This is a genomic window from Heliomicrobium modesticaldum Ice1, assembly GCF_000019165.1.
Taxonomy (GTDB): Bacteria; Bacillota; Desulfitobacteriia; order Heliobacteriales; family Heliobacteriaceae; genus Heliomicrobium; species Heliomicrobium modesticaldum.
The window spans coordinates 2,444,524-2,465,828 of sequence record NC_010337.2; the positions used below are offsets into that span (position 1 = coordinate 2,444,524).

Genomic DNA, 21,305 nt, shown 5'->3' on the forward strand with positions numbered 1-21,305 from the left:
GAGGGCGGATATGCGCCTTTACCGTGCCCAGGCGCTGGTCCTGCGTAGCCGGAGCTATGGCGAAGCGGACCGTCTGCTTACACTGCTCACCCGTGAAAGGGGAAAGTTATCAGCCATCGCCAAAGGGGTGCGCAAACCGACGAGCCGTCTCCGCGCCGGCACGCAGCCGCTAACCCATAGCCAACTCGTCCTTTATGAGGGCAAGAACCTGCAGACGGTGACCCAGGCGGAACCGGTCGAATCCTTCGCTGCCCTTCATGGCGATGTGGTTCGTTTCAGCCATGCCTCCTCTATGGCCGAATTGGTCGACCGGCTCAGCCCTGATCACAGCGGGGCTGACCTTTTCCCGCTGCTCCTGACGGGGTGGCACCTGCTCTCCGTCTTTCCGGGCGATCTGGTTGCCTGTCTGTTTCAACTGCGCCTGCTCGACCGGTTGGGCTATTGCCCAGAGCTATCTCTCTGCCTGGACTGTGGCGAACCGGTCGAAATCGCCGATTCGGGACCTTGGCCGGCCTATTCGCCAGAAATGGGCGGGTTGGTAGGAAACTGTTGCCGCCATCGCCACAGTGAGATGGGTCTGATCGCTCCCGGGGCACTTGCGCTGCTGCGCCATCTGTTGCAGATGGATCCGCGCGATCTCGGCCGTTTGCGAGTCGGTCCCAAACTGCTGCGCCACGTTTCCGCAGTGCTTAAGGAAACCATCCGCTGTCGTTCTGAAGGGAATATGCGTTCCTGGTCGGTCATAGAATCAGTCGGACGTTCCCTGACCGAGGAACCGGAGCTTAAGGCGGAACAGACGGAAGCAGAAAAAGAGTCCCAGAGACCTCGCTAATTTGGTTTCCGGGACTCTTTTCATTTAAACAGGCTTATGTATCAGAAATCGGAAGCCATTTCCTTGAGCTGGCTTTCACTGAACCCGTTTTTCTTGCACCGGTTTGTGACATGCTTTCAGATAGGCTTCTGTCGGCAGCAGTTGTACAGCTGTGCAGCGAATGACATAGTCGCCGTCTTCCGCCGTCACCCAGGGAGAGCAATAGACGAAAGGACGCTGCGGATCAGGATATAGTTCCATCCCTTTGAACGTAATGATTTCGCCTTCCATCAAGGGCGTTAAAGCGTCTTCCGCGTCGTTAGGGCCGAAGACGCGCCCCCGGATGACCGCCGCGCCCGGTTCCTCGGCCCGCTCCTCGATACGAACCCAGAACCCCGGATAGGCCGGAAAAAGAGCACCGCCGGGGACGAGGACAGGCGAACCGCCCCAGAGGGAGCGCACCGTGATGGCGCCGTCTTTCCAGAAGGGGAAGGTGGCGATCACCGGTTCCCCGATTTTCAAACCGCCTACAGAATCAACAGCAATAAAAGTCAGTTCAGGCGGAGCATCGGGATCGACTGGTGGCGGGTCGTTATCGGCCCAACTGGCTTCAACAGCCCTGCTCACGACATTGACGGCCATGATCAGGTCAGGCAAACCCATCCGGCGATCGCGCGGGCTTTCGGCGATGCCGGGGCGACCGCCAGCGCCGGAACCCCAGAGTTCGCGCACGATCAACCGAGCGTCAAATTGACCGCCTTCACAGGCGACGGTGATCGTCCCCTGCCGGGAGTCAAGGACGACCGTGGCTGGCACGATCCGGCCCAGCCGGGGTGAGTAATAGGCAGCGGAGCAACGGGGGCCTTCTGTGACAAAAACGCGGACCAGGGGACTCTCGTCGACCAGCCGTGCTTCGGAAACAGCATCATGTCCCGCCGCCCACTGCCTTCCGGCTGCGATCAGGTCCCGATCACCGCTTAAAATCGCCTGGATGGCCTCACCAGCTTTAACGACATGAACTGTCACATCGATCGTGCGTCGGAAAGGGCCGAGGGGAAGATGGGATTCAGACCAGGAAGACCAGGCGTCCAACTGTTCCCGCACATGCTCAGGAAGATCTCCCGAGCGGTGGGGTCCGCGCACCTGAAGGTAGGCCGCGCCAGCCCAAAAGTTTTCATCTCCCGGTTTTTGCCCCATCAAGGCGAGGCAGGCGCCGATCGTATCTAGGTCCAGACGTGAGACAACGATAGTTCCCTTTTCCAGCGGTGTCAGTTCGGCGATGCATGGTGTGGGACGTCCCACGTAGGCGCCCGTACGAGTGGCAAGGGTAGGCGCGTCTCTGCCCTCGACAACGGTTGAACCATACTCTGCTTTTACCGTTGCCACAGGGAGACCAGCCTGAGACATTTCCTCAACGATCTGAAAAGCGTCAAAGGCCGTCGGCGCCAGAAAGACAGCAACTGACATAAAATACGCTCCCTTCCCTTTGTTGACAATCCGCTCATGGAATTTATTGGTACTAAATGATTATACCGAATGGGAACTTTTTATTCAATGCGCATCGATTATTATTCACTTTCTGCTGGTTGCGAAAAATTCCTGCCGGCGATAAAATCAACGACCAGATTTCCCAGCGCTTTCGTATTTTTGGTCTTTTTGTCAGAACCTACGCAATCGAAATAGCACCAAGCAAATGAGCGACCTCTTACGGTTAACCGATTTAATGGCGATACCAATTCTCTCTTTAAATGTTTAAATTATCCAGTCGACAGTTGCATTTATCCTACGCAAGTTTATGGAAAAAAACACCTTGTTTATACCAGTGCTTCGATAGGCAATCCCACCCTTTCACCCTTGGTCAGCTAGGCAGTAGATAAGCCCCACTCCCAGACCCAACGATATAGATGTAAAGATACCCACCTCGTCGCTTCGCGCATCTCATCAATGAGATATCGAAGCGGCACATCTCGATGACGAGAGGCAGGGAGGTGGTGAAAGAAAAACAATCGCTTAAGATTAAAAGCCAGCACTTGAAATCCGATCATCGCTTTGATCGCCACCGAATCGTGCACGAAGCAGTGGTCCAAGGCGTTGAACGTCTTAAGGTTGCGAAATCCAATATTCTCAATATCCCAACGAGCGGCGGCAATTTGTGCGATCGTCTGGGTATCCGCTTTTTCGGATGAGCATGTGGTTGCTATCCAGCGCTCCACCACATCAGTGACAAAGACTTCTTTGTTTGCTTCGATGACTGTCTTGTTGGTATGACGAATGATTTTTACGATTCGCATGGGCACGCGAACTTGCGGCCATTGTGCCAATCCCTCTTCGTCCCAAGCTTGAACGTAAACGGTATTCCCTTTTCCATCTCTTTCTTCCCAAGTGGAGTCCGGAAGCCGGTTCGCAAAGCAGGCATTTGCCTCTTTCATTATCCGTCGACGTTCTTCTTTCATGCGAACAACTACATGAGCGCCTGCATCCAGAGCGGCATGAATGACGGGTGCTTTGGCAAACAGCGCGTCTAACGTGTATACATCCGTTATTTTTCCATAGGTCTCGGCCATACGTCGGATCAATCGTTGGGCGACGGTGGTTTCTCCTTCATCCTTGTCCACCCCATCCTGAGGCTTTCGCATTTCCCAGTCATAAATCAGGTTCGCGTTGCCGCCAACCTGTTGAGCGACTACGACCGCATGATAATAGTCGGTGGTTTTGTCGCGGTGTTCGCGCGTAAGGCATTCGGGACAACGATAGGCCTTGGTGTGGAATAACTCCACGCCATCGATGGCAGTCACTCGCCAACCATTGATGCTTTCCTTCTGCGGGCCGCGTTGCTCCTTATATCGCTGGATCACACAGTTATGCTGCTTTCGTTGCTCTTTTAGATCCCATTTCATCAAGGCTTGTCGCACCGTATCATGTGATGGCAATCGAATGTTTTTGGGAACCAATTGACGGAATACCCCGGTTTTTTGCCAACGGTCCATCTGCTCCATACTTTCCATACAGAAAAAGGCGCCAAAAAAAGCGACGGTAAAAATGGCTGGGGCTTTGATACGGGGTTGTTTGCGACCATCCTTTGCTTGACGGACCATCTGCGAAAAGCCATATACCTTTGAGGCGTACTGCGTAAAATGTTGAATTAGTCGGCCCGCTTTTTTTCCACCAGGTGTTCTACAAAAAATTTTCTGGACTTCTTCGAGTGGCTGTGCTACGCTTTGCACTGAGGATTCCCCCTTTGTTCAGTGTTTTGCTTTGCAACCACTCACTTCGACAAAGGTAACGGGAATCCTTTAAAATTTTCTGGAAATTAATCTAATTACATCCATTTTCCCGTGGGAATTGTCGCGTTTTCATGACAATTCTCCAACAGCGCCTCAGACAGGGGATTAGCAGACTTTTTTATTAAAGATGCGTGGGTTCTGTCTTTTTGTGTTAAAATTGTGCTTGATTACTCGGAATGGGGGCGGCAATGGCTCGACAGTTGTGACATGAAAGCGGCGATAAATAGACGTTACCATGATAAGGAGGACGCTTGACCGTGAATTTTCAAGAGATCATTCTGGCGCTCAACCAGTTTTGGGGGGAACAGGGATGCATCATTCAGCAGCCCTATGACGTGGAGAAAGGCGCTGGCACGATGAATCCGGCCACCTTCCTGCGCGCCTTGGGACCAGAGCCCTGGAATGTGGCTTATGTGGAACCCTCTCGCCGTCCCACCGATGGGCGCTACGGCGAAAACCCCAACCGGTTGCAGCACTACTACCAGTATCAGGTCATCCTCAAACCCTCTCCTGACGATGTGCTGGAGATGTACCTGGACAGCCTGCGCCGTCTGGGCATCGACCCGCTCAAGCATGACATCCGTTTCGTCGAAGATAACTGGGAATCGCCCACCCTTGGCGCATGGGGTCTCGGTTGGGAGGTTTGGCTGGACGGCATGGAGGTGACCCAGTTCACCTACTTCCAGCAGTGTGGCGGTATCGACTGTCGTCCCGTTTGTGCTGAGATCACCTATGGCATTGAACGGATCGCCATGTTCATTCAACAGAAGGATTCCGTCTACGACATTGAATGGGTCGAGGGCATCACCTACGGCGATGTCCATCACCAGGGAGAGGTCGATTACTCCCATTACAATTTTGAAGTGGCCGATACGGCGGCGCTGTTCACCTTCTTCGATATGTATGAAAAAGAGGCGCTGCGGGTGATCGAAAAAGGGCTGGTGCAGCCGGCCTACGACTATGTCCTAAAGTGTTCCCACACCTTTAACCTCCTTGACGCCAGGGGCGCCATCTCAGTGACGGAACGGACCAGCTTCATCACCCGTGTTCGCCACCTGGCCCGAGTCTGCGCCCAGGCTTATGTGAAACAGCGGGAACGTCTCCGTTATCCCTTGATCAAGGATCCGGCGCAGCGCCAGCGGCTCGGTCTCGATCGGGAGAACACAGGCGAGTAGACGACTGCTGCGGAGGGATCTCTCGGATCCCATGGATATTGAGGAGGTTGACGCGTGAACAGTCGCGATTTGTTATTGGAAATCGGAACAGAAGAAATCCCGGCAAAATTCATACCTTCCGCCCTGGCCCAATTGCGCCAGTTGGCCGAAAAGGGGCTGCAGGAAGCCCGCCTGGCCTACGGCGCCGTTGAAACCTACGGCACCCCGCGGCGCCTCACTCTCTATGTCAAGCAGGTGGCGGCGCAACAGGAAGACCTGCGGTTAGAAGTGAAAGGCCCGGCTGTCAAGGCCGGCTTTGACAAAGAGGGCAACCCAACAAAGGCTGCCCAGGGTTTTGCTCGTTCTCAGGGCGTCGACGTTTCGGCTCTGGTGACCCGTGATCTGGCCGGCGTGCCCTACCTCTATGCCCTCCGTACGGAAAGCGGGCGACCTGCTCGGGATGTGCTGCCGCAACTGCTGCAAGGCTGTATCAGCGGTCTTTCCTTCCCGAAACCAATGCGTTGGGCTTGGGGAGAGACGCGTTTCGCCCGGCCTATTCGCTGGATCGTCGCCCTCTATGGCGAAGAAGTCATCCCCGTCGAGGTCGAAGGGGTTCAAGCGGGCCGAACGACTTACGGTCATCGCTTTCTCGGCGGCGGTCCAATCGAACTGACCCGACCGTCGGAATACCTGGAACGCCTGGAGAAAGCGTACGTCATCGCCGATCCGCACAAACGCAAGGCAATGATCTGGAAGCAGATCACCGAGCTCGCCGCCGCCGTAGGCGGTCAGGTCGCCGAGGACGAAGGGCTGCTCGATGAGATCAACTACCTGGTCGAGTATCCCACGGCCCTTTGCGGCGAGGTGGATGCCGATTACATGCACCTGCCTGAAGCGGTGCTGATCACGCCGATGAAGGAACACCAGCGCTATTTCCCTGTGAAAAGTCCCTCCGGTGGTCTGTTGCCTACATTCATCACCGTCCGCAACGGCACAGCCGAGCATCTTTCGATCGTCCGAGCCGGCAACGAAAAGGTGCTGCGGGCGCGGTTAGCCGACGCCGCTTTCTTCTATGCAGAAGACCAAAAGACACCTTTGGACGCCCAGAAGGAGAAACTGAAAAAGATCGTCTTTCAGGAAAGCCTGGGTACCGTCTATGAGCGGGTAGAACGAGAACAAGCGCTCACCGCGTTCCTGGCTGACTGCATGAACGTCCCGGCGGTGTTGCGGGAAGGCGCTCTGCGGGCTGCCGAACTGGCCAAGGCTGATCTGGTCACCCATATGGTCTATGAGTTTCCAGAACTGCAAGGGATTATGGGGGAACGGTACGCTCTTTTGTCGGGAGAGGCGCCTGAAGTGGCCCAGGCAATCCGTGAGCACTACCAGCCCCGCTTCTCCGGCGATGCCGTCCCGAGCACCATGGAAGGGACCCTGGTCGCTCTAGCCGATAAGATCGACGCCATCGTCGGCTGCTTCTCTATCGGCATTATTCCGACAGGCTCCCAGGATCCCTACGCGCTGCGCCGACAGGCCCAGGGCGTCTGCCAAATCATCATGCGAGGCAACCTGCCATTGTCTTTGGCAGCGGTGATCGAGAAGTCCTACAACCTTTACGCTGCAGCGGGCCGACCGACACGCAGTCTGGAAGAGACACAAAAGGACCTGCTCGAATTTTTCCGCCAGCGCTTGCGCTTCCTCCTCGGTGAAGAGGGAATACGCTACGACACCATTGATGCTGTACTGGCTGAGGGCTTTGATCAACCGGCCGAGGTGCTAAAAAGGGCCAAAGCATTGTCTGACTTCCGCCAGGCCGAGGCCTTTTCGGCGCTGATCACCGCCTACACGCGAGCAGCGAACCTGGCCAAGAAGGGCGGCAGTGAACCCATCCGGCCCGACCTCTTCGAACAGGCGACAGAAGGGGAACTCTACAAGGCCCTGCAGGCGGCAGAAGAGCAGGTCCGACAGGCTGACGGCGACTATAGCACTATCCTAGCGGCTGTAGCCGCTTTGCGTCCGGCTGTAGACGCCTTCTTTGACGCCGTCATGGTCATGGCCGACGAGCCGGTCATCCGCGAAAACCGCCTCGCCCTCCTCAACGGTGTTATCGGACTGACCCGGGGAGTGGCTGATCTGAGTAAACTCGTTGATTAATCATCAAAAAATCACGACGCGCCAGCAGGCGCGTTACTGGGCTGCTGGCTAGGTCAGCGGCCTTTTCTTCTTAAGGATGTAATTTTTGATTAATGTACGTGCATAGAACAAAAAATCTTCCTCTTAAGCAGGAAAAAGGGTGGTCGATATAGTATAGATCATTTTGGGCATGAAACCATATAGTATGACATAATTCTGAACAGTGGGTGAGGACAGCAAGGTGGTGATGATGTATCGAACTCTCTGAACGCCAGGTCAAAATCGTACAGATCGTGAAGGAGAAAGGGCCGATCACAGGGGAGCAGATCGCCGATCTATTGGAATTGACCCGCGCGACCTTACGTCCCGATCTCGCAATCCTTACCATGTCGGGAATTCTGGAAGCCCGTCCCCGGGTAGGCTACTATTACAACGGCAGATCGGGAAACACGCTTGTGGCCCGCGCCATCAGCAAGCTCCGTGTCAAGGACATCAAATCCCTGCCGGTGGTGGCTCGGGAAACGGTCAGCGTCTATGACGCTGTTGTCACCATGTTCACCGAGGATGTAGGGACCCTTTCTGTCGTCGATGGCGATGGCTACCTTTCCGGCGTCGTCTCCCGAAAAGACCTTCTCAAGATCGCCATCAGTGGCGGCGATGTTCACAAGATGCCTGTCGGGATGGTGATGACCCGCATGCCGAACATCATCACTGTGACACCCGATGACACGGTCTACCTCGCGGCCAAGCGGTTGATCACCCATCAAATCGACGCGTTACCTGTCGTTCGCACCTTTGTCCAGCCTAATGGGCAGGAACGGTTGGAAGTGGTGGGACGGCTGACCAAAACAAACATCACCCGCTTCTTTGTAGAACTTGCGAACGACGAATTGTAAACCGGAGCAGATGATCGTTGCTTCGAAAGCGAGGAGGGGAAGCATATCGCTAGCGCGGATGGTGGAAAACCAGTCATCTACGTAGTCTCCGATTCCATCGGTGAAACCGCCGAATTTGTCGTTCGCGCCGCCGCCAGTCAGTTTGACGGCCAGGGGTTCGAGATCAAGCGAGTGCCCTATGTGCTGGAACGGAGCCACATCCAAGAAATCATCGAGGAGGCAGCGGGGCACCGCAGCATCATCGCCTATACACTGGTCATCGACGAACAACGCGAGACACTGTTGCGCCTTGCCCAGGAGCGCCAGATCCCGACGATCGATGTGCTTGGGCCGACGATCGAGCGGCTCCAGAAATTGACTAATCTGAAACCGGCCCAAAAACCGGGACTGTTGCACCAACTGGATGAGCACTATTTCCGCAAGGTCGAGGCGATTGAGTTTGCCGTCAAATATGATGATGGCAAGGATCCCCGCGGCATCCTGCACGCCGATGTGATCCTGATCGGCGTGTCGCGAACATCGAAGACGCCTGTCTGTATGTATCTGGCCCATAAACGGATCAAGGCGGCCAACGTGCCTCTTGTTCCCGAGGTGGCGCCGCCGGAAGAACTCTTTCAACTGCCGCGACGCAAGGTGGTGGGCCTGACGATCTCGCCGCAACTGCTCAACGGTATCCGTACGAAACGGCTGCGCGCCCTCGGTCTGGCCGGCAATGCCGACTACGCCAGTCACCAGCGGATCCTACAGGAGCTGGACTACGCCGACAGCATCATGAAACGCGTCGGCTGTCCCATTATTGATGTGACCAACAAAGCGGTGGAGGAGACTGCCGCTCGCGTGTTGGAATATTATTACCGGGGGGAACGGAATGTCTAAAAAATGGGTCTACCTTTTTGAAGAAGGTAAAGCGGAAATGAAATCCTTGTTGGGCGGCAAAGGTGCCAACCTGGCTGAGATGACCAACATCGGCCTGCCTGTTCCGCCGGGCCTCACCATCACCACCGAGGCCTGCAACGCCTACTACGACGCGGGAAAAAACTTTCCCGAAGGGTTGATGGATCAGGTCAAGTCCGCCCTGGCTGAGGTAGAGGCCAAACTGGGCAAGAAGTTCGGCGACGCCGAAAACCCCTTGCTCGTTTCCGTTCGTTCGGGCGCTGTTTTTTCCATGCCCGGGATGATGGACACAATCCTGAACCTGGGTCTCAATGATGTGACTGTTAAGGGCCTGGCTCAGGCAACCCAGAATGACCGTTTCGCCCTTGACTGCTACCGCCGCTTTATCCAGATGTATTCCGACGTCGTCCTCGGCGCCTCCCACGCCGACTTTGAACATATCCTGGAAGAATATCGGGAACGCCAAGGCGTTCGTTTCGACAACGAACTGTCCGTAGAGAGCCTAAACGCCCTGATCGCAGACTACAAGGCCATGGTGCGGCGTACCACAGGCCAGACCTTCCCGCAGGATCCCATGGCCCAATTGGAAGGGGCTGTCCGCGCTGTCTTCTCTTCTTGGAACAATGATCGCGCACGCGTCTACCGCCAGATCAACCGGATCCCTGACAACCTCGGCACAGCCGTCAATGTGCAGGCCATGGTTTTTGGCAACATGGGCAACGACTGCGGAACCGGCGTCGCCTTTACCCGTAACCCTTCGACAGGGGAAAAGGCACTCTACGGCGAGTACCTGATCAACGCCCAGGGCGAAGATGTCGTTGCCGGTATCCGGACGCCGCTACATATCTCTCGCATGCAGGAAGAACTGCCCGAATGCTTTGAACAGTTCGTCGAGATCTGCGGGATCCTGGAGCGGCACTACCGCAACATGCAGGACATCGAGTTCACCATCGAACGAGGCAAGCTCTGGATGCTGCAGACCCGCAACGGCAAGCGCACTGCCGCCGCCGCCGTTAAAATCGCCGTCGACATGGTCCAGGAAGGCCTGATCAGCAAGGAAGAAGCCATCCTCCGTGTCGAGCCGGAACACCTGGATCAACTGCTCCACCGCCGCATCGACCCGACAGCCAAACTGACCGTCATTGCCACCGGCTTGCCGGCCTCTCCCGGCGCCGCCTCGGGCAAGGTCGTCTTTGACGCCGATGAGGCGGAAGCCCTTGGTAAGGCAGGGGAAAAGGTGATCCTGGTTCGGATGGAGACGACACCGGATGACATCCATGGCATCGTCCAGGCCCAGGGGATCCTGACCAGCCGCGGCGGGATGACCTCCCACGCCGCCGTCGTAGCCCGCCAGATGGGCAAACCCTGTGTCTGCGGCTGCGAGGCCTTGCGCATCGACTACAACCGCGGCGACTTTGCCGTCGCTACAGCTTCCGGCGGAATCAAGACCTACCGCAAAGGCGACATCATCTCCATCGACGGCGCCACTGGGCGCGTCATCGAAGGGGTAGTGCCCATGCTTGAACCGGAACTGACAAAGGAGTTCCGCGTCCTCCTCGACTGGGCCGACGAGATCCGCACCCTCGGCGTCCGCGCCAACGCCGACAAGCCGGAGGAAGCGGAAATGGCCCGCAACTTTGGCGCCGCTGGCATCGGCCTCACCCGGACAGAGCACATGTTTATGGCTCAGGATAGGCTGCCCATCGTGCAGGAGATGATCCTTGCGCAGTCTCTCGAAGAGCGCGAAGCGGCGCTGGCGAAGCTGCTGCCGATGCAGCAAGGCGATTTCTACGGCATCCTCAAGGCCATGGCAGGCTTCCCTGTCTGCATCCGCCTGCTCGACCCGCCCCTCCATGAGTTCCTGCCGAGCCTGGAAGACCTGCTTGTCGACACGACCCGCCTGCGCTGCGCCATCGAGACAACTGATGGCGACCGCAAAGAGGCCCTGCTCGATGAACTCAATGAAAAAGAACAACTGATGAAGAAAGTCCGAGCTCTCCACGAGTTCAACCCCATGCTCGGCCACCGCGGCTGTCGCTTAGGGATCACCTATCCCGAAATCTATGCCATGCAGGCGCGAGCCATCTTCCAAGCCGTGGTTCAACTGGTCGATGAAGGGTTTGACGTAGAGCCTGAGGTCGAGATACCGCTGGTGGCCGAGGTCAAAGAGCTGGCCTACTTGCGCAAGGTTGTCGAAGAGACAGCCGCTGCCGTCATGACAGAGACAGGGACCAAGTTCCACTATACCGTCGGTACCATGATCGAGGTGCCCCGGGCTGCTCTGACGGCCGACCAAATTGCAAAAGAAGCCCAGTTCTTCTCCTTCGGCACCAACGACCTGACCCAGACCACCTTCGGCTTTTCCCGCGATGACGCCGAATCGAAGTTCTTCGGCGTCTATTCGGAGCGGAAGCTCCTGTCCGACAATCCCTTTATCGTTCTTGACCGGGATGGTGTCGGCAGTCTGATGAAGATCGCCGTCGAAAGAGGGCGTGCCACCCGTCCCGATTTGCTCGTCGGGATCTGCGGCGAACATGGCGGTGAGCCGTCATCTATTGAATTTTGCCACCTCATCGGTCTCAACTTCGTTTCTTGTTCTCCCTACCGGGTGCCCATCGCCCGGTTGGCGGCGGCCCAGGCGGCTATCCAGAACGGATAACAATAGTTGGACCGCTCTTCGGGCATACTAGGAACATGATCGAAGTATATGAAGACGACCTTTTTCAAGCCGAAATGCCCGGCGAACGGATTCCCACAGCCACCGAGAGAGAACTTCGAAAAAACCAACTAAAGAAAAGACATAATCCGCCGTCCCTCCTGCATAAACTATAATGGATGATCTTCCCAACGCAGGTGCGGCAGCGGAGCCACTGCGTTCTTTCCTTGGCAATTGCCAAGGATTTTTTTATCTTGACACAAAAGAGGCGGAAGATACATGATTAAGACCCTTTAAGCAGGAATCTTTCCATCGTATAACGAAGTGATAAGTCAGTTTGCACGATACTCTCCAAAGGAGGCAAATCCGTGACCGTAGTTGGAGATGAATACGAAATCTTTATCAAAAAGGTATATGCTAAAAGCGGATTAGACCTGTCCAATTACAAACGCCCGCAGATGGAGCGACGGATCCGGACATTGGCGCGGTCGCAAGGCGTCAATGACCTGCTCAGTTATTTCGCCCTGATCGACCGCGACGCAGAGCAGTACCGCAAGTTCATCGATCACCTCACGATCAACGTGTCGGAATTTTTACGCAACCCCAGCCAGTGGGAAATCTTAACCACAAAAATTCTGCCCATGCTGCTGAAAGAGAATCCTCTTTTGAAAGTATGGTCGGCCGGCTGTTCCACCGGGGAAGAGCCTTACAGCTTGGCCATGACGATGCTGGAATCACGCTGCGACATGCGCAACAAGGTGCTTGCCACCGACTTGGACACAGAGGTGCTCCGCAAAGCCCAGATCGGCATCTACTCAGACAAATCGCTGGCCAACGTCTCGCCGCAAATGGTATCCAGATACTTCGAGCCCCAGGGCAGCGGCTTCCACAGGGTAAAAGATGATCTGAAACGCCACATCCGTTTCCGGCAGCACAACCTACTGAAGGATGACTTCGAATCCGGTTTTGACCTGATCCTCTGCCGCAATGTGGTCATCTACTTCACGGAAGAAACAAAGAGTCTTCTCTACAAGCGATTTCACAATGCCCTGCGCAAGGGGGGCATCCTCTTCACCGGATCGACCGAGCAGATTTTTCAGGCTAGGGAACTGGGCTTTGGTACGGCGGCTACCTTCTTCTATCAGAAACTGTAGCACAGGGGGCATTACACATGGACAGCGGCATATTTGATACCATATGGACAGCCATCACCATCGTCGGTGTCTATTTCGGTTTCGGGTACGCCTTCTGGTACTGGATGCGTGCCGACAAAACGGTAGACCGCCAGTGGAAAGAAGCGAAGCAGCATCATAAAGGACTTTTTTACATGGGCTGGCCCTTTGTCCTCATCGGTGTCCTCCTCGCTGGCGCTAAATCGAAGGTCACTAACAAGTAGACTTTGAGAAGGGCGAGGAAAAAGCCCCATCGTCCACGGTCCGGGGACCGCGGGGCGATGGGGCTTTTTCTAAAATCCCCTCATGAACGACCGGTATATTGAGGGAACTGCCGGGAATGATCCAATCACAGACCTTTTTGAAAAAGGAGTCGAAACCGGATGCCCATCTTTCGATTAGGCTCGCTTGTTCCGCAGATCGACCCGGACAGCTTCATCGCTCCGAGCGCCATCGTGGGTGGTGATGTGATCGTCAAAAAAGGCGCCAGTCTCTGGTTCCATGTAGTTGCCCGTGGCGATGTGGGCCAGCCGATCATCGTCGGAGAGAATTCTAACATTCAGGATAACACGGTGCTGCACACTGATGCCTTTCATCCCACCGAGATCGGCGATTGGGTCACTGTCGGTCATGGCGCTATCATTCACAGCGCTCGCGTAGGTGATCACTGCCTCATCGGCATGGGCGCCGTTCTCCTTGACGGCGCCGTCATCGGCGAACATTCCGTCGTCGGCGCCCATGCCCTCGTGCCACCGGGCAAAGAATTCCCCCCTTATAGCCTGATCGTCGGCAGCCCGGCAAAAGTGGCACGGACCCTGACACCTGAGGAGGCGGAGCGGTTTAAGGGGAACGCCCGCCGCTATGTCACCCTTTGGCAGGAACAATACAAGCAGCGTTTTCACTGGATCACGCCGCCCGGAAGTCTGTTCCCGCAAGAGGGGGATTAGAAAGGGAAACTAGCGCTGGCTGCGCGTCTGCGCCCAGACCATTGTCCCGTTCGCCGTCCCTGGGAGTTTTGCCTCAGGACCGGCCAAGAGGAAAACGCGCACGGGGCGTCTGCCGAAACTGACGGCCGATTCATGGTCGGGCAGGAAGAAATCCATGCGCCGCCCCCGAATCTTGCCACCAATGTCTTGGGCCTCAAAGACCCGACCAAAAGCGGGCACATAGACTTTTGTCCCCAAGGGGATCACATCGGGGTCGACGGCCACCGTATACCAAGGGATCGCCCTCTGTCCTGTTTTGGTGATGCCGTCGCTTTTCCCGCAGCACTGGACACAGGCGTCATATGCAGAGGCGTCGACCTCCATCGGGGCCGACAGGCGGTATCCGTTCATGGCCAACTGGGCCATCGTTCGCAGGGGCACCTGTTCGAAAAAAGGGGCTTCTTTCTCGCCTGTTCCTGAGGCGGCTTGCGCCGCAACAGGATGGACAAAGATCGCCGCAGCCAGCAGGGGAAACAGGAACCAACGGGTAAAAATGACACATCATCTCCTGCAACATAATAGATTCTCCTATGGGCATTTTCAGCAAGCTGCATCATTAGGGTATCACGGCGGCGCGCTTTTATACGCAAATCCGGTAAAAGGGAAAAATGCGGAAAAGAGGAACCGCTAAAAAAGAACCGAATGGACACAATAAGGACGAATCCTGCCGTGCCTCCAGGGGAAACTGGAGGTGACGCTGTTTTGGGGATGTCCGGCCGCTTACCTACGGTGTCCGGCCTCGATGTGGCTAAGGTTCTTTCTCGCGATGGGTTCAAGCCGGTTCGGCAAAAGGGGAGCCACCTCCGCCTTGTGAAGGCAGGAGCGGGAGAACTTTTTGCTGTAACCGTCCCAGGAAACCAGAAAGACCTGAAAAAAGGCACCCTGATGGGCATCTTACAACAAGCCGGCCTCAGTAAAAACGAGTTTCTGGTACTTCTCTCGGCTTGACGGCCCCTGATTGACGCCGCAGTCAGGGAAGTGGGAGGCGCGGCAGGTTCTTTTTAAACAGCAGGAAAAACATGCCGCCGGGGCGAACAAGGTCCTGCGGCATTTTCGCATGCAGGAGGACTGGACATGTCGGATCAGGATCAGTTTATCTTCGCCCTCGATATCGGCACACGAAGTGTCGTGGGGATCGTTGCCCGTGAGGTGGAAGAAGGATTAGAAATCGTACATACCGCCATGGAGGAACATCGCCAACGGGCTATGCTGGACGGTCAGATCCATGATGTCGTTCAGGTGACTCAGGTGGTGCGGCGGATCAAGGAACGCCTGGAATCGCAGTTGGATCGCCCCCTCAGAGAGGTCTCCGTCGCTGCGGCTGGAAGGTCGCTGAAGACATCGCGGGGCCGGGCCGAGCGCAGATCGACGTCCCTTCAGGAATATACGAGGGAAGATATCCTCGGATTGGAACTGGCAGCGCTGCAACAGGCCCAAAAGGAATTGCAGAGCGCTGGCGGCGACGCCGTTCGCGACTACCACTGTGTCGGCTACAGCGTCGTCAACCATTATCTTGAAGGTCAACCTATCGGCAATCTGGTCGGCCAACGAGGTTTAGCGGCGGAAATCGAGGTCATCGGAACCTTCCTGCCCCGGGTGGTCGTTGATTCCATGTTTTCCGTCCTCCAGCGGGCAGGGCTGGAAATGAAAAGTCTTACATTAGAGCCGATAGCCGCCATTAATGTGGTCATCCCGCCAAACATGCGCCAATTGAATCTGACCCTTGTCGATATCGGCGCCGGAACCTCTGACATTGCTATCACATCCGGCGGTACCGTGATCGCCTATGACATGGTACCTGTGGCGGGCGACGAGATCACGGAACAGATCTGCCAAAAATATCTGCTCGAGTTTGGAGAAGGAGAGCGGATCAAACGGGAACTGCAGTCCCTGGTGCAAAGCGCGCCGGGCCGGGAGGCATCCGACCTGGAAGGCAAGCAGGTTTGTGCCTGTGACGTCCTCGGCTTCGAACAGTTGTTGGACGTTCGGGATGTACTGGCTTCGTTGGAGCCGACAGTGGAACACCTGGCCTGCCAAATCGCCGATAAGATTATCACCCTTAACGGTAAACCGCCCCAAGCGGTCATCCTCGTTGGCGGCGGTTCACTGACGCCGTTGCTCCCGGCTCGGTTAGCCCAGGCCCTCGGCCTGCCCCGCGACCGCGTCGGCGTCCGCGGCCGCGAAAGCCTCCGCGATCTGACAGGCAACCTGGAAGACATGAAGGGTCCCGAATTCGTCACCCCCGTCGGGATCGCTGTCACCTCGATCAAGCACCAGACCCTTGGCTTTTATGAGGTATTCGTCAATGATCAGCCGGTGCGGCTCTTCAATATGCGGTTGGGCACCGTCGGCGACGCTCTCCTGGCAGCCGGCGTCAGCCTTCGGCATATTCACGGTCTGCCAGGTCTCGCCATGACCGTGGAGGTCAACGGACAGATAAAAATCCTCAGGGGAACCCTTGGTGAACCAGCCCGGATAACCGTCAACGGTGAACCGTCAAAACTCGACCGCTTTGTCCGGGCTGGTGATCAGATCCGCTTTGAAGCGGCCCGCAAAGGCGCTGACGGTGGCGGGCGAATCGGTGACTTGACGCCTTCCCTGACGCCTCTTGATCTGGTGATCAACGGCCAGCCTGTCCATATCGATCCGCCTGTGACCATGAATGGAAAAAAAGCCACTTTGGACACCCCATTGGAAGACGGCGCCCGGATCCGCTACTTCCACCTTAATACACTGGCCCAAGTGCTTGACGCCGTCGGCGACTTGGCGGCGCTGCAGACAGCCCATTCCATCCGCTATGTCCTCAACGGCGTCGAAAAAATCGTTCCTGTCTCGCAGCCGGAGGCGTGGATAAACGGTCGGGCGGTCAGCCTGGACAGCCCGGTCAAAACAGGTGATCACATCGATATCCGCCCATCTAAGGTGAAGGGCTTGCAATTAAAGGAGATCGTGGACTTGAAGCAGTGGGAAGGCCAACCGCTCCATGTGACCGTCAACGATGCCGAGTGGTCTTTTCCCGGACAAGCGCCAGCCTTCTTCCTCAATAACCGGCCGGCTACAGGGGAAGAACAGGTCAACGACGGAGATACCATCGTCGTCAAGGCTGGTCGTTCAGCCAACCTGATCCTTTCAGAACTGCTGGCGAGGATCAACTTCGATCCTACGCCTCCGGAGGGGAAGCATAAACTGGACATCCGTGTCAACGGATTTCCTGCCGACTACGCCACGCCCATTCCAGATCACAGCCGCGTCGAATTGATCTGGCGGTAAATACTGGATAAGATTCCTGCTCGTAGGCAATGCTACCGGCAGGAGGGGATTTTTTGATGCAATCCTTTATTTTACGCCTCTTAGCGGTCATACTTCCCGTCTACCTCTTCTTGTCCCTAATCTGGCCCGGTGGGCCCGGTCAGGCCTATCTGCTGGCCATGCTGGCTGCTATCTTTGTTTTTCCTTTCGTCCAACAGGTATGGCCGATTTTCAGGCAGCCGGACCTATTGGTGGAGCAGGCGGCACCGCTATCCCTGACCCTGGGGGAAGGAAGTAGCGAAAGGGCAAATGAAATGCCCCGGTTGAAAGGGCCGATCATCCGTCTGTTTACCGTCAGCCTCTGTCTGTTCTTCCTCGGTTGGTGGTGGAACATGCCTGGTTATTACGGGTTTGTTGCGGTCGTTAACCTGATCCTGGCCGGACTGTTGCTATCGAGATCCTATGGCGGCGCATCACGGCGAATCTGACAAATGCCGTTCCTGTTGGATAAGCAACAGTAGGCGATGATGAAAAATAAAGAAAAAAGAACCTGGGCAGGGCAGATTCTTCGACCCGCAACCTTTAGGCGGCGTTGATCCGTCTTGCCCGTCGCATTTTAGGAAAGAACGGCGTGATGGAAGAGGAAGACAGGGTGAGCGAGAAGGAAGAACCGTAGGGCACGTCGAAATTGAAAACACTGTATACATACCGATAGAAAGGGCGTTTTCCATGAAAGTACAAATAAAACGACTACATCCAGAGGCGATGATTCCCGAAAGGCAGACGAAACTGGCGAGCGGATTTGACCTGCATGTGCTCGACGCCGTTCTCCCGGAAAACGCCAGCGATCCCTATTACGATCATTTTGAGGCCATTCGGATCTTCCCGGGGGAGCGCATCTTGGTCCGTACAGGAATCGCCATTCAAATGGGGGAAGGGATGGAGGCGCAGGTCCGACCTCGCAGCGGGCTGGCCTTACGGCATGGCATCACCCTGCTGAACAGTCCCGGCACCGTGGATGCTGACTATACCGGTGATGTGGGCGTGATTCTGATCAATCTTGGCGACAAGCATGTAGATATACGAAAAAAGGACCGAGTGGCCCAACTGGTTTTTCAACCGGTCTTCCACCAGGTGGAACTGGAAGAGAGAGAAAGTTTGAATGAAACGGAACGCGGCGATGGGGGATTTGGCCACACAGGGGTCAATAGTCAACCCTGAGATGTATCGTTCTTCTATCAGCTGCGTGTGTTTGTTCACAATTGTTCAATTCTTCGTCTATGGACTCATGGGACCGCGTCACCTTCACCGGTTTCCTTTGCGCCTTTAGCATTGCCTCATTGGAACCTTCACCATAATCGATCGTTCGTCGGTAAGTGCCGGGCTGGAAAAACAGCTCTCCGCAGAGGAATCATAATATTTCTTCAATGACTGAACCGTAAAACATGAAGGTCTGTTCTTGACATTATATGCAATTGAAATTACTATTCTTTGTATGGGAAAAACGGTGTGAGGGTTAGGGAATGGAGATAACGGACGTACAAATCACACGAGTACAGTTGGATAAAATCAAAGCGATTGCGTCGATCACACTGGATGACGCCTTGATCATCAATGGGATCAAGGTGATCGAAGGGTCTGAAGGGTTGACTGTGGAGATGCCTCGACGCAAGCCCTTTACGGAGGGGATCCGTTATTCAGCCCATCCAACCAACAAAGAAGCCTGGGAGTATGTCACACAGACAGTCATCGACGCTTTTTATCAAATGGAGTGCAGGCAAGAATATTGCGCCATCCCACCGGTCTTCACCGGCAAGAAAGACAAAGAGGAAGGTGTGCGCCGATGAAAATCACCGATGTGCAGATCCGGAAGCTCTTCGATGACAGCGAATTGAAAGCTATCGCATCCATGACGATTGACGATATGTTTGTCATTCATGACATCAAGGTCGTTGAAGGGGAGAAAGGGATCTATGTCTCTCTACCCCCCATCGCGCAGCCGGTTTCTCCTCAAATAAACTCGACGATTGCTGAGGTCGTGATCCGGAGCTATCAGAGTGCTCTGGCTGATGAAGAATTGTCTCTAAAACAGTAGACGATTTAACACAAAATCCATCGCCCATCCCATCTCCCAGGAAGCTCGCACGATTCTTTCCCAAGCAGTTCTCGAGGCTTTTCAATCAGCAGTCGGTGAGAAAGAGCAGCATGTATGAGGCCCTGGTGATACAGAAGATAAACAAGTGGGAGGACTTTCATCTTCGCGTTATCGCCCATGCCGCGACCGGCATGGGCGTTGTCTCTAAGGTAGAAGCCCCAAACAAATACGTTAAATGGAACAGAAAAGGGAATGATATTTCTGGAAAAGCAGAACGGAAGTGGTGAAGGAGTCTTGTTGAATCGTCAAAAGGAGATACGAAAAGAGCGGGAAGCCGATCAACTCGCCGCCTTGACAGGAACGCTCGTTGCCTGTGAAAATACGGCCAAAAGGATTCAGGACTTTATTGACGAGGTCAAAAAGGCCGGCATTAAGACGCCAGTAGAGGTATACAAACTTCTGGAAGAAGAGATCGACACATTGAAAGCGCTAGCGAAGGAATTGGAAGGGGATGTCGAAAAAATGAGGCAAACTTGAAGCGATCAACGAGACCTGTAGGGTGGTCAAGGCGTATCGGAGGGGCGTGGTCGCGGATAGGGTAGCCGGGGGCGGATATATGTATGATTTTCGTGGTTCAAGTCATGGTGGCCATAGGCGTCCAATAAATCACATCCTCATAATGTACATCATATGATCTTATCATAAAATTATGAGGGGAATGAATCTCATGTATTATGGCCAAAATGTGCATCAGTGCCCTTGCTACGCTGACGTTCCGATGTGCCCCGCATATTATTATCGGAACCAGCGTTCCATCCAGTATTTTCCTTATTCTGAAGCAAGGGCTTATCCTCCCATTAGTTTTAGGGATTATGGAAAAGAACCCTTTATTGTAAACATCGAAGCAGCAACGAAGCAAAACAATACTTTTCGCACCGCTTTATGGACAGGAAACCATTTGCAGCTTACCTTGATGAGTATCAATGTCGGTGACGACATAGGCTTGGAAATTCATCCCAATCTGGATCAATTCATACGTATTGAAGAAGGTCAAGGACTTGTCCAAATGGGTGACGCGAAAGAACGATTAGACTTTCAAGCATATGTTCGTGATGATTTCGCATTCATTATACCTGCTGGCAAATGGCACAATCTGATCAACACAGGAAATATACCGCTTAAATTGTATTCTATCTACGCTCCACCTCAACACCCTTATGGCACAGTCCATGTAACGAAAGCAGATGCCCTAGCTGCGGAATAAGCCTGTCATCTTCCCTAACCTGCCGAGACGCTTTTTCTTTTGCCTAGGGACGGACAGCGAAAACCCGTACCCCCACCGTGTTTTTCCACCACAAAATTCATTACCGGAAACGCAAAAAACCGCCGTCAGCCCAAAGCTTCCGTCGGTTTTGTTTGCGTACCGGATCATTTCAACCCCATGGCTTCGCCAGAGATGCCCCTCCGTAACTACAAAGGTAACTACATTTTGGTTCTCTCTTCCACCTGGTGATCCCGCTGACCCGCATATGTTGTGGAGCCGGCGACAGGACTTGAACCCGCAACCTACTGATTACAAGTCAGTTGCTCTACCGATTGAGCTACGCCGGCTCAAACATCATTTAATATAACTGATTCAGCGGAAACTGTCAATAGATGAATGCGAAAAGATAAAAGGGATCTCGAAAAAATCAAGGACTCCTCTGGCATGACTTTATATTTTATACCAAAAAAGTGTATACTGGTAATAGAATCTGATATGGAATCGCGGGATCCTTCTTGAATGCCGCTACTTCCTCGTCTGACCTCAAGCAAAAAACGCTGAAAATAGCCACGCCCACCCTTTGGGCGGGCTTTTTTTTACCAAAGCTATTTTCATTTCATCATCGCTTGTGACCCGACGGGGCATGAAATTTGAAAGGCATCCCCTGCGGACTGCCCTTCAGACCGTTCTGTTATCACAAAAGCACATCCTCAA

21 protein-coding genes and 1 tRNA gene are annotated in these 21,305 nt (G+C 54.7%); 18 read left to right on the top strand and 4 right to left on the bottom strand.

Going from position 1 to position 21,305, the window contains the following annotated elements; translation table 11 throughout:
• The first annotated feature begins 10 nt into the window (after positions 1 to 10).
• Complete coding sequence (gene recO / locus HM1_RS11250; RefSeq protein ID WP_012283500.1) at positions 11 to 832, top strand: DNA repair protein RecO; 822 nt, start codon at positions 11 to 13, stop codon at positions 830 to 832.
• A 75-nt stretch (positions 833 to 907) separates the two neighbouring features.
• On the opposite strand, the gene HM1_RS11255 is transcribed toward recO, so the two are convergent.
• Both HM1_RS11255 and HM1_RS15265 read right to left on the bottom strand, forming a co-directional pair.
• The gene (locus tag HM1_RS11255) at positions 908 to 2,278 is read right to left on the bottom strand and encodes a hypothetical protein (protein WP_012283501.1); all 1,371 of its coding nucleotides are present in this window, start codon (positions 2,276 to 2,278) and stop codon (positions 908 to 910) included.
• A 395-nt stretch (positions 2,279 to 2,673) separates the two neighbouring features.
• A complete protein-coding gene (locus HM1_RS15265) occupies positions 2,674 to 4,035 on the bottom strand; it encodes a transposase (protein ID WP_012281426.1) in 1,362 nt (453 codons plus the stop codon).
• 317 nt (positions 4,036 to 4,352) lie between these two features.
• On the opposite strand from HM1_RS15265, the gene glyQ reads away from it, so the two are divergent.
• From glyQ to HM1_RS11300, 8 genes are all read left to right on the top strand, one after another.
• Positions 4,353 to 5,270, top strand: coding sequence for a glycine--tRNA ligase subunit alpha (glyQ, locus tag HM1_RS11265; protein WP_012283503.1), 918 nt, complete (start codon positions 4,353 to 4,355; stop codon positions 5,268 to 5,270).
• Between the two features lie 54 nt (positions 5,271 to 5,324).
• On the top strand, positions 5,325 to 7,400 hold the full coding sequence (gene glyS / locus HM1_RS11270; protein WP_012283504.1) for a glycine--tRNA ligase subunit beta: 2,076 nt from the start codon (positions 5,325 to 5,327) through the stop codon (positions 7,398 to 7,400).
• 233 nt (positions 7,401 to 7,633) lie between these two features.
• Positions 7,634 to 8,275, top strand: coding sequence for a transcriptional regulator CcpN (locus HM1_RS11275; protein WP_041313827.1), 642 nt, complete (start codon positions 7,634 to 7,636; stop codon positions 8,273 to 8,275).
• 45 nt (positions 8,276 to 8,320) lie between these two features.
• Positions 8,321 to 9,151: a pyruvate, water dikinase regulatory protein gene (locus HM1_RS11280; RefSeq protein WP_041313830.1), complete on the top strand. Its 831-nt coding sequence runs from the start codon at positions 8,321 to 8,323 to the stop codon at positions 9,149 to 9,151.
• Positions 9,144 to 11,828: a pyruvate, phosphate dikinase gene (gene ppdK / locus HM1_RS11285; protein ID WP_012283507.1), complete on the top strand. Its 2,685-nt coding sequence runs from the start codon at positions 9,144 to 9,146 to the stop codon at positions 11,826 to 11,828. Before HM1_RS11280 ends, ppdK begins: the two co-directional genes overlap by 8 nt.
• Before the next feature lie 365 nt (positions 11,829 to 12,193).
• A complete protein-coding gene (locus HM1_RS11290) occupies positions 12,194 to 12,979 on the top strand; it encodes a CheR family methyltransferase (protein ID WP_012283509.1) in 786 nt (261 codons plus the stop codon).
• A gap of 17 nt (positions 12,980 to 12,996) precedes the next feature.
• Positions 12,997 to 13,221, top strand: coding sequence for a hypothetical protein (locus tag HM1_RS11295; protein WP_012283510.1), 225 nt, complete (start codon positions 12,997 to 12,999; stop codon positions 13,219 to 13,221).
• Between the two features lie 159 nt (positions 13,222 to 13,380).
• Positions 13,381 to 13,944, top strand: a complete 564-nt coding sequence (locus HM1_RS11300; protein ID WP_012283511.1) for a gamma carbonic anhydrase family protein — start codon at positions 13,381 to 13,383, stop codon at positions 13,942 to 13,944.
• A gap of 9 nt (positions 13,945 to 13,953) precedes the next feature.
• On the opposite strand, the gene HM1_RS14735 is transcribed toward HM1_RS11300, so the two are convergent.
• A complete protein-coding gene (locus tag HM1_RS14735; RefSeq protein WP_012283512.1) occupies positions 13,954 to 14,334 on the bottom strand; it encodes a 3D domain-containing protein in 381 nt (126 codons plus the stop codon).
• Here HM1_RS14735 and HM1_RS15595 point away from each other — a divergent pair.
• From HM1_RS15595 to HM1_RS11345, 9 genes are all read left to right on the top strand, one after another.
• On the top strand, positions 14,333 to 14,614 hold the full coding sequence (locus HM1_RS15595; protein WP_012283513.1) for a hypothetical protein: 282 nt from the start codon (positions 14,333 to 14,335) through the stop codon (positions 14,612 to 14,614). The genes HM1_RS14735 and HM1_RS15595 overlap by 2 nt on opposite strands.
• Before the next feature lie 77 nt (positions 14,615 to 14,691).
• The gene (locus HM1_RS11310) at positions 14,692 to 14,931 is read left to right on the top strand and encodes a type II toxin-antitoxin system HicA family toxin (protein ID WP_012283514.1); all 240 of its coding nucleotides are present in this window, start codon (positions 14,692 to 14,694) and stop codon (positions 14,929 to 14,931) included.
• Positions 14,932 to 15,057: 126 nt separating this feature from the next.
• Positions 15,058 to 17,253: a cell division protein FtsA gene (locus tag HM1_RS11315; RefSeq protein WP_041313833.1), complete on the top strand. Its 2,196-nt coding sequence runs from the start codon at positions 15,058 to 15,060 to the stop codon at positions 17,251 to 17,253.
• 53 nt (positions 17,254 to 17,306) lie between these two features.
• Positions 17,307 to 17,720 carry a hypothetical protein gene (locus HM1_RS11320; RefSeq protein ID WP_148207130.1) on the top strand — a complete coding sequence of 138 codons (414 nt, stop codon included), beginning with the start codon at positions 17,307 to 17,309 and terminating at the stop codon, positions 17,718 to 17,720.
• 241 nt (positions 17,721 to 17,961) lie between these two features.
• Positions 17,962 to 18,453: a dUTP diphosphatase gene (gene dut / locus HM1_RS11325; protein WP_012283518.1), complete on the top strand. Its 492-nt coding sequence runs from the start codon at positions 17,962 to 17,964 to the stop codon at positions 18,451 to 18,453.
• 302 nt (positions 18,454 to 18,755) lie between these two features.
• Positions 18,756 to 19,079 carry a SpoVG family protein gene (locus tag HM1_RS11330; RefSeq protein WP_012283519.1) on the top strand — a complete coding sequence of 108 codons (324 nt, stop codon included), beginning with the start codon at positions 18,756 to 18,758 and terminating at the stop codon, positions 19,077 to 19,079.
• Positions 19,076 to 19,327, top strand: coding sequence for a SpoVG family protein (locus HM1_RS11335; protein ID WP_012283520.1), 252 nt, complete (start codon positions 19,076 to 19,078; stop codon positions 19,325 to 19,327). Before HM1_RS11330 ends, HM1_RS11335 begins: the two co-directional genes overlap by 4 nt.
• 252 nt (positions 19,328 to 19,579) lie before the next feature.
• On the top strand, positions 19,580 to 19,864 hold the full coding sequence (locus tag HM1_RS11340) for a hypothetical protein (protein WP_012283522.1): 285 nt from the start codon (positions 19,580 to 19,582) through the stop codon (positions 19,862 to 19,864).
• 190 nt (positions 19,865 to 20,054) lie between these two features.
• A complete protein-coding gene (locus HM1_RS11345; protein WP_041313839.1) occupies positions 20,055 to 20,591 on the top strand; it encodes a cupin domain-containing protein in 537 nt (178 codons plus the stop codon).
• Between the two features lie 271 nt (positions 20,592 to 20,862).
• On the opposite strand, the gene HM1_RS11350 is transcribed toward HM1_RS11345, so the two are convergent.
• Positions 20,863 to 20,938 (bottom strand) — tRNA-Thr (locus tag HM1_RS11350).
• Positions 20,939 to 21,305: the final 367 nt, after the last annotated feature.

What these genes read in the sequence shown, in the direction of transcription:
- recO (WP_012283500.1), top strand. Translation starts at nt 11, where the DNA reads ATGCGCCTTTACCGTGCCCAGGCGCTGGTCCTGCGTAGCCGGAGCTAT.
- HM1_RS11255 (WP_012283501.1), bottom strand. Translation starts at nt 2,278, where the DNA reads ATGTCAGTTGCTGTCTTTCTGGCGCCGACGGCCTTTGACGCTTTTCAG.
- ppdK (WP_012283507.1), top strand. Translation starts at nt 9,144, where the DNA reads ATGTCTAAAAAATGGGTCTACCTTTTTGAAGAAGGTAAAGCGGAAATG.
- HM1_RS11295 (WP_012283510.1), top strand. Translation starts at nt 12,997, where the DNA reads ATGGACAGCGGCATATTTGATACCATATGGACAGCCATCACCATCGTC.
- HM1_RS11300 (WP_012283511.1), top strand. Translation starts at nt 13,381, where the DNA reads ATGCCCATCTTTCGATTAGGCTCGCTTGTTCCGCAGATCGACCCGGAC.
- HM1_RS15595 (WP_012283513.1), top strand. Translation starts at nt 14,333, where the DNA reads ATGGCCAACTGGGCCATCGTTCGCAGGGGCACCTGTTCGAAAAAAGGG.
- HM1_RS14735 (WP_012283512.1), bottom strand. Translation starts at nt 14,334, where the DNA reads ATGAACGGATACCGCCTGTCGGCCCCGATGGAGGTCGACGCCTCTGCA.
- HM1_RS11310 (WP_012283514.1), top strand. Translation starts at nt 14,692, where the DNA reads ATGTCCGGCCGCTTACCTACGGTGTCCGGCCTCGATGTGGCTAAGGTT.
- HM1_RS11315 (WP_041313833.1), top strand. Translation starts at nt 15,058, where the DNA reads ATGTCGGATCAGGATCAGTTTATCTTCGCCCTCGATATCGGCACACGA.
- dut (WP_012283518.1), top strand. Translation starts at nt 17,962, where the DNA reads ATGAAAGTACAAATAAAACGACTACATCCAGAGGCGATGATTCCCGAA.
- HM1_RS11330 (WP_012283519.1), top strand. Translation starts at nt 18,756, where the DNA reads ATGGAGATAACGGACGTACAAATCACACGAGTACAGTTGGATAAAATC.
- HM1_RS11335 (WP_012283520.1), top strand. Translation starts at nt 19,076, where the DNA reads ATGAAAATCACCGATGTGCAGATCCGGAAGCTCTTCGATGACAGCGAA.
- HM1_RS11340 (WP_012283522.1), top strand. Translation starts at nt 19,580, where the DNA reads ATGATATTTCTGGAAAAGCAGAACGGAAGTGGTGAAGGAGTCTTGTTG.
- HM1_RS11345 (WP_041313839.1), top strand. Translation starts at nt 20,055, where the DNA reads ATGTATTATGGCCAAAATGTGCATCAGTGCCCTTGCTACGCTGACGTT.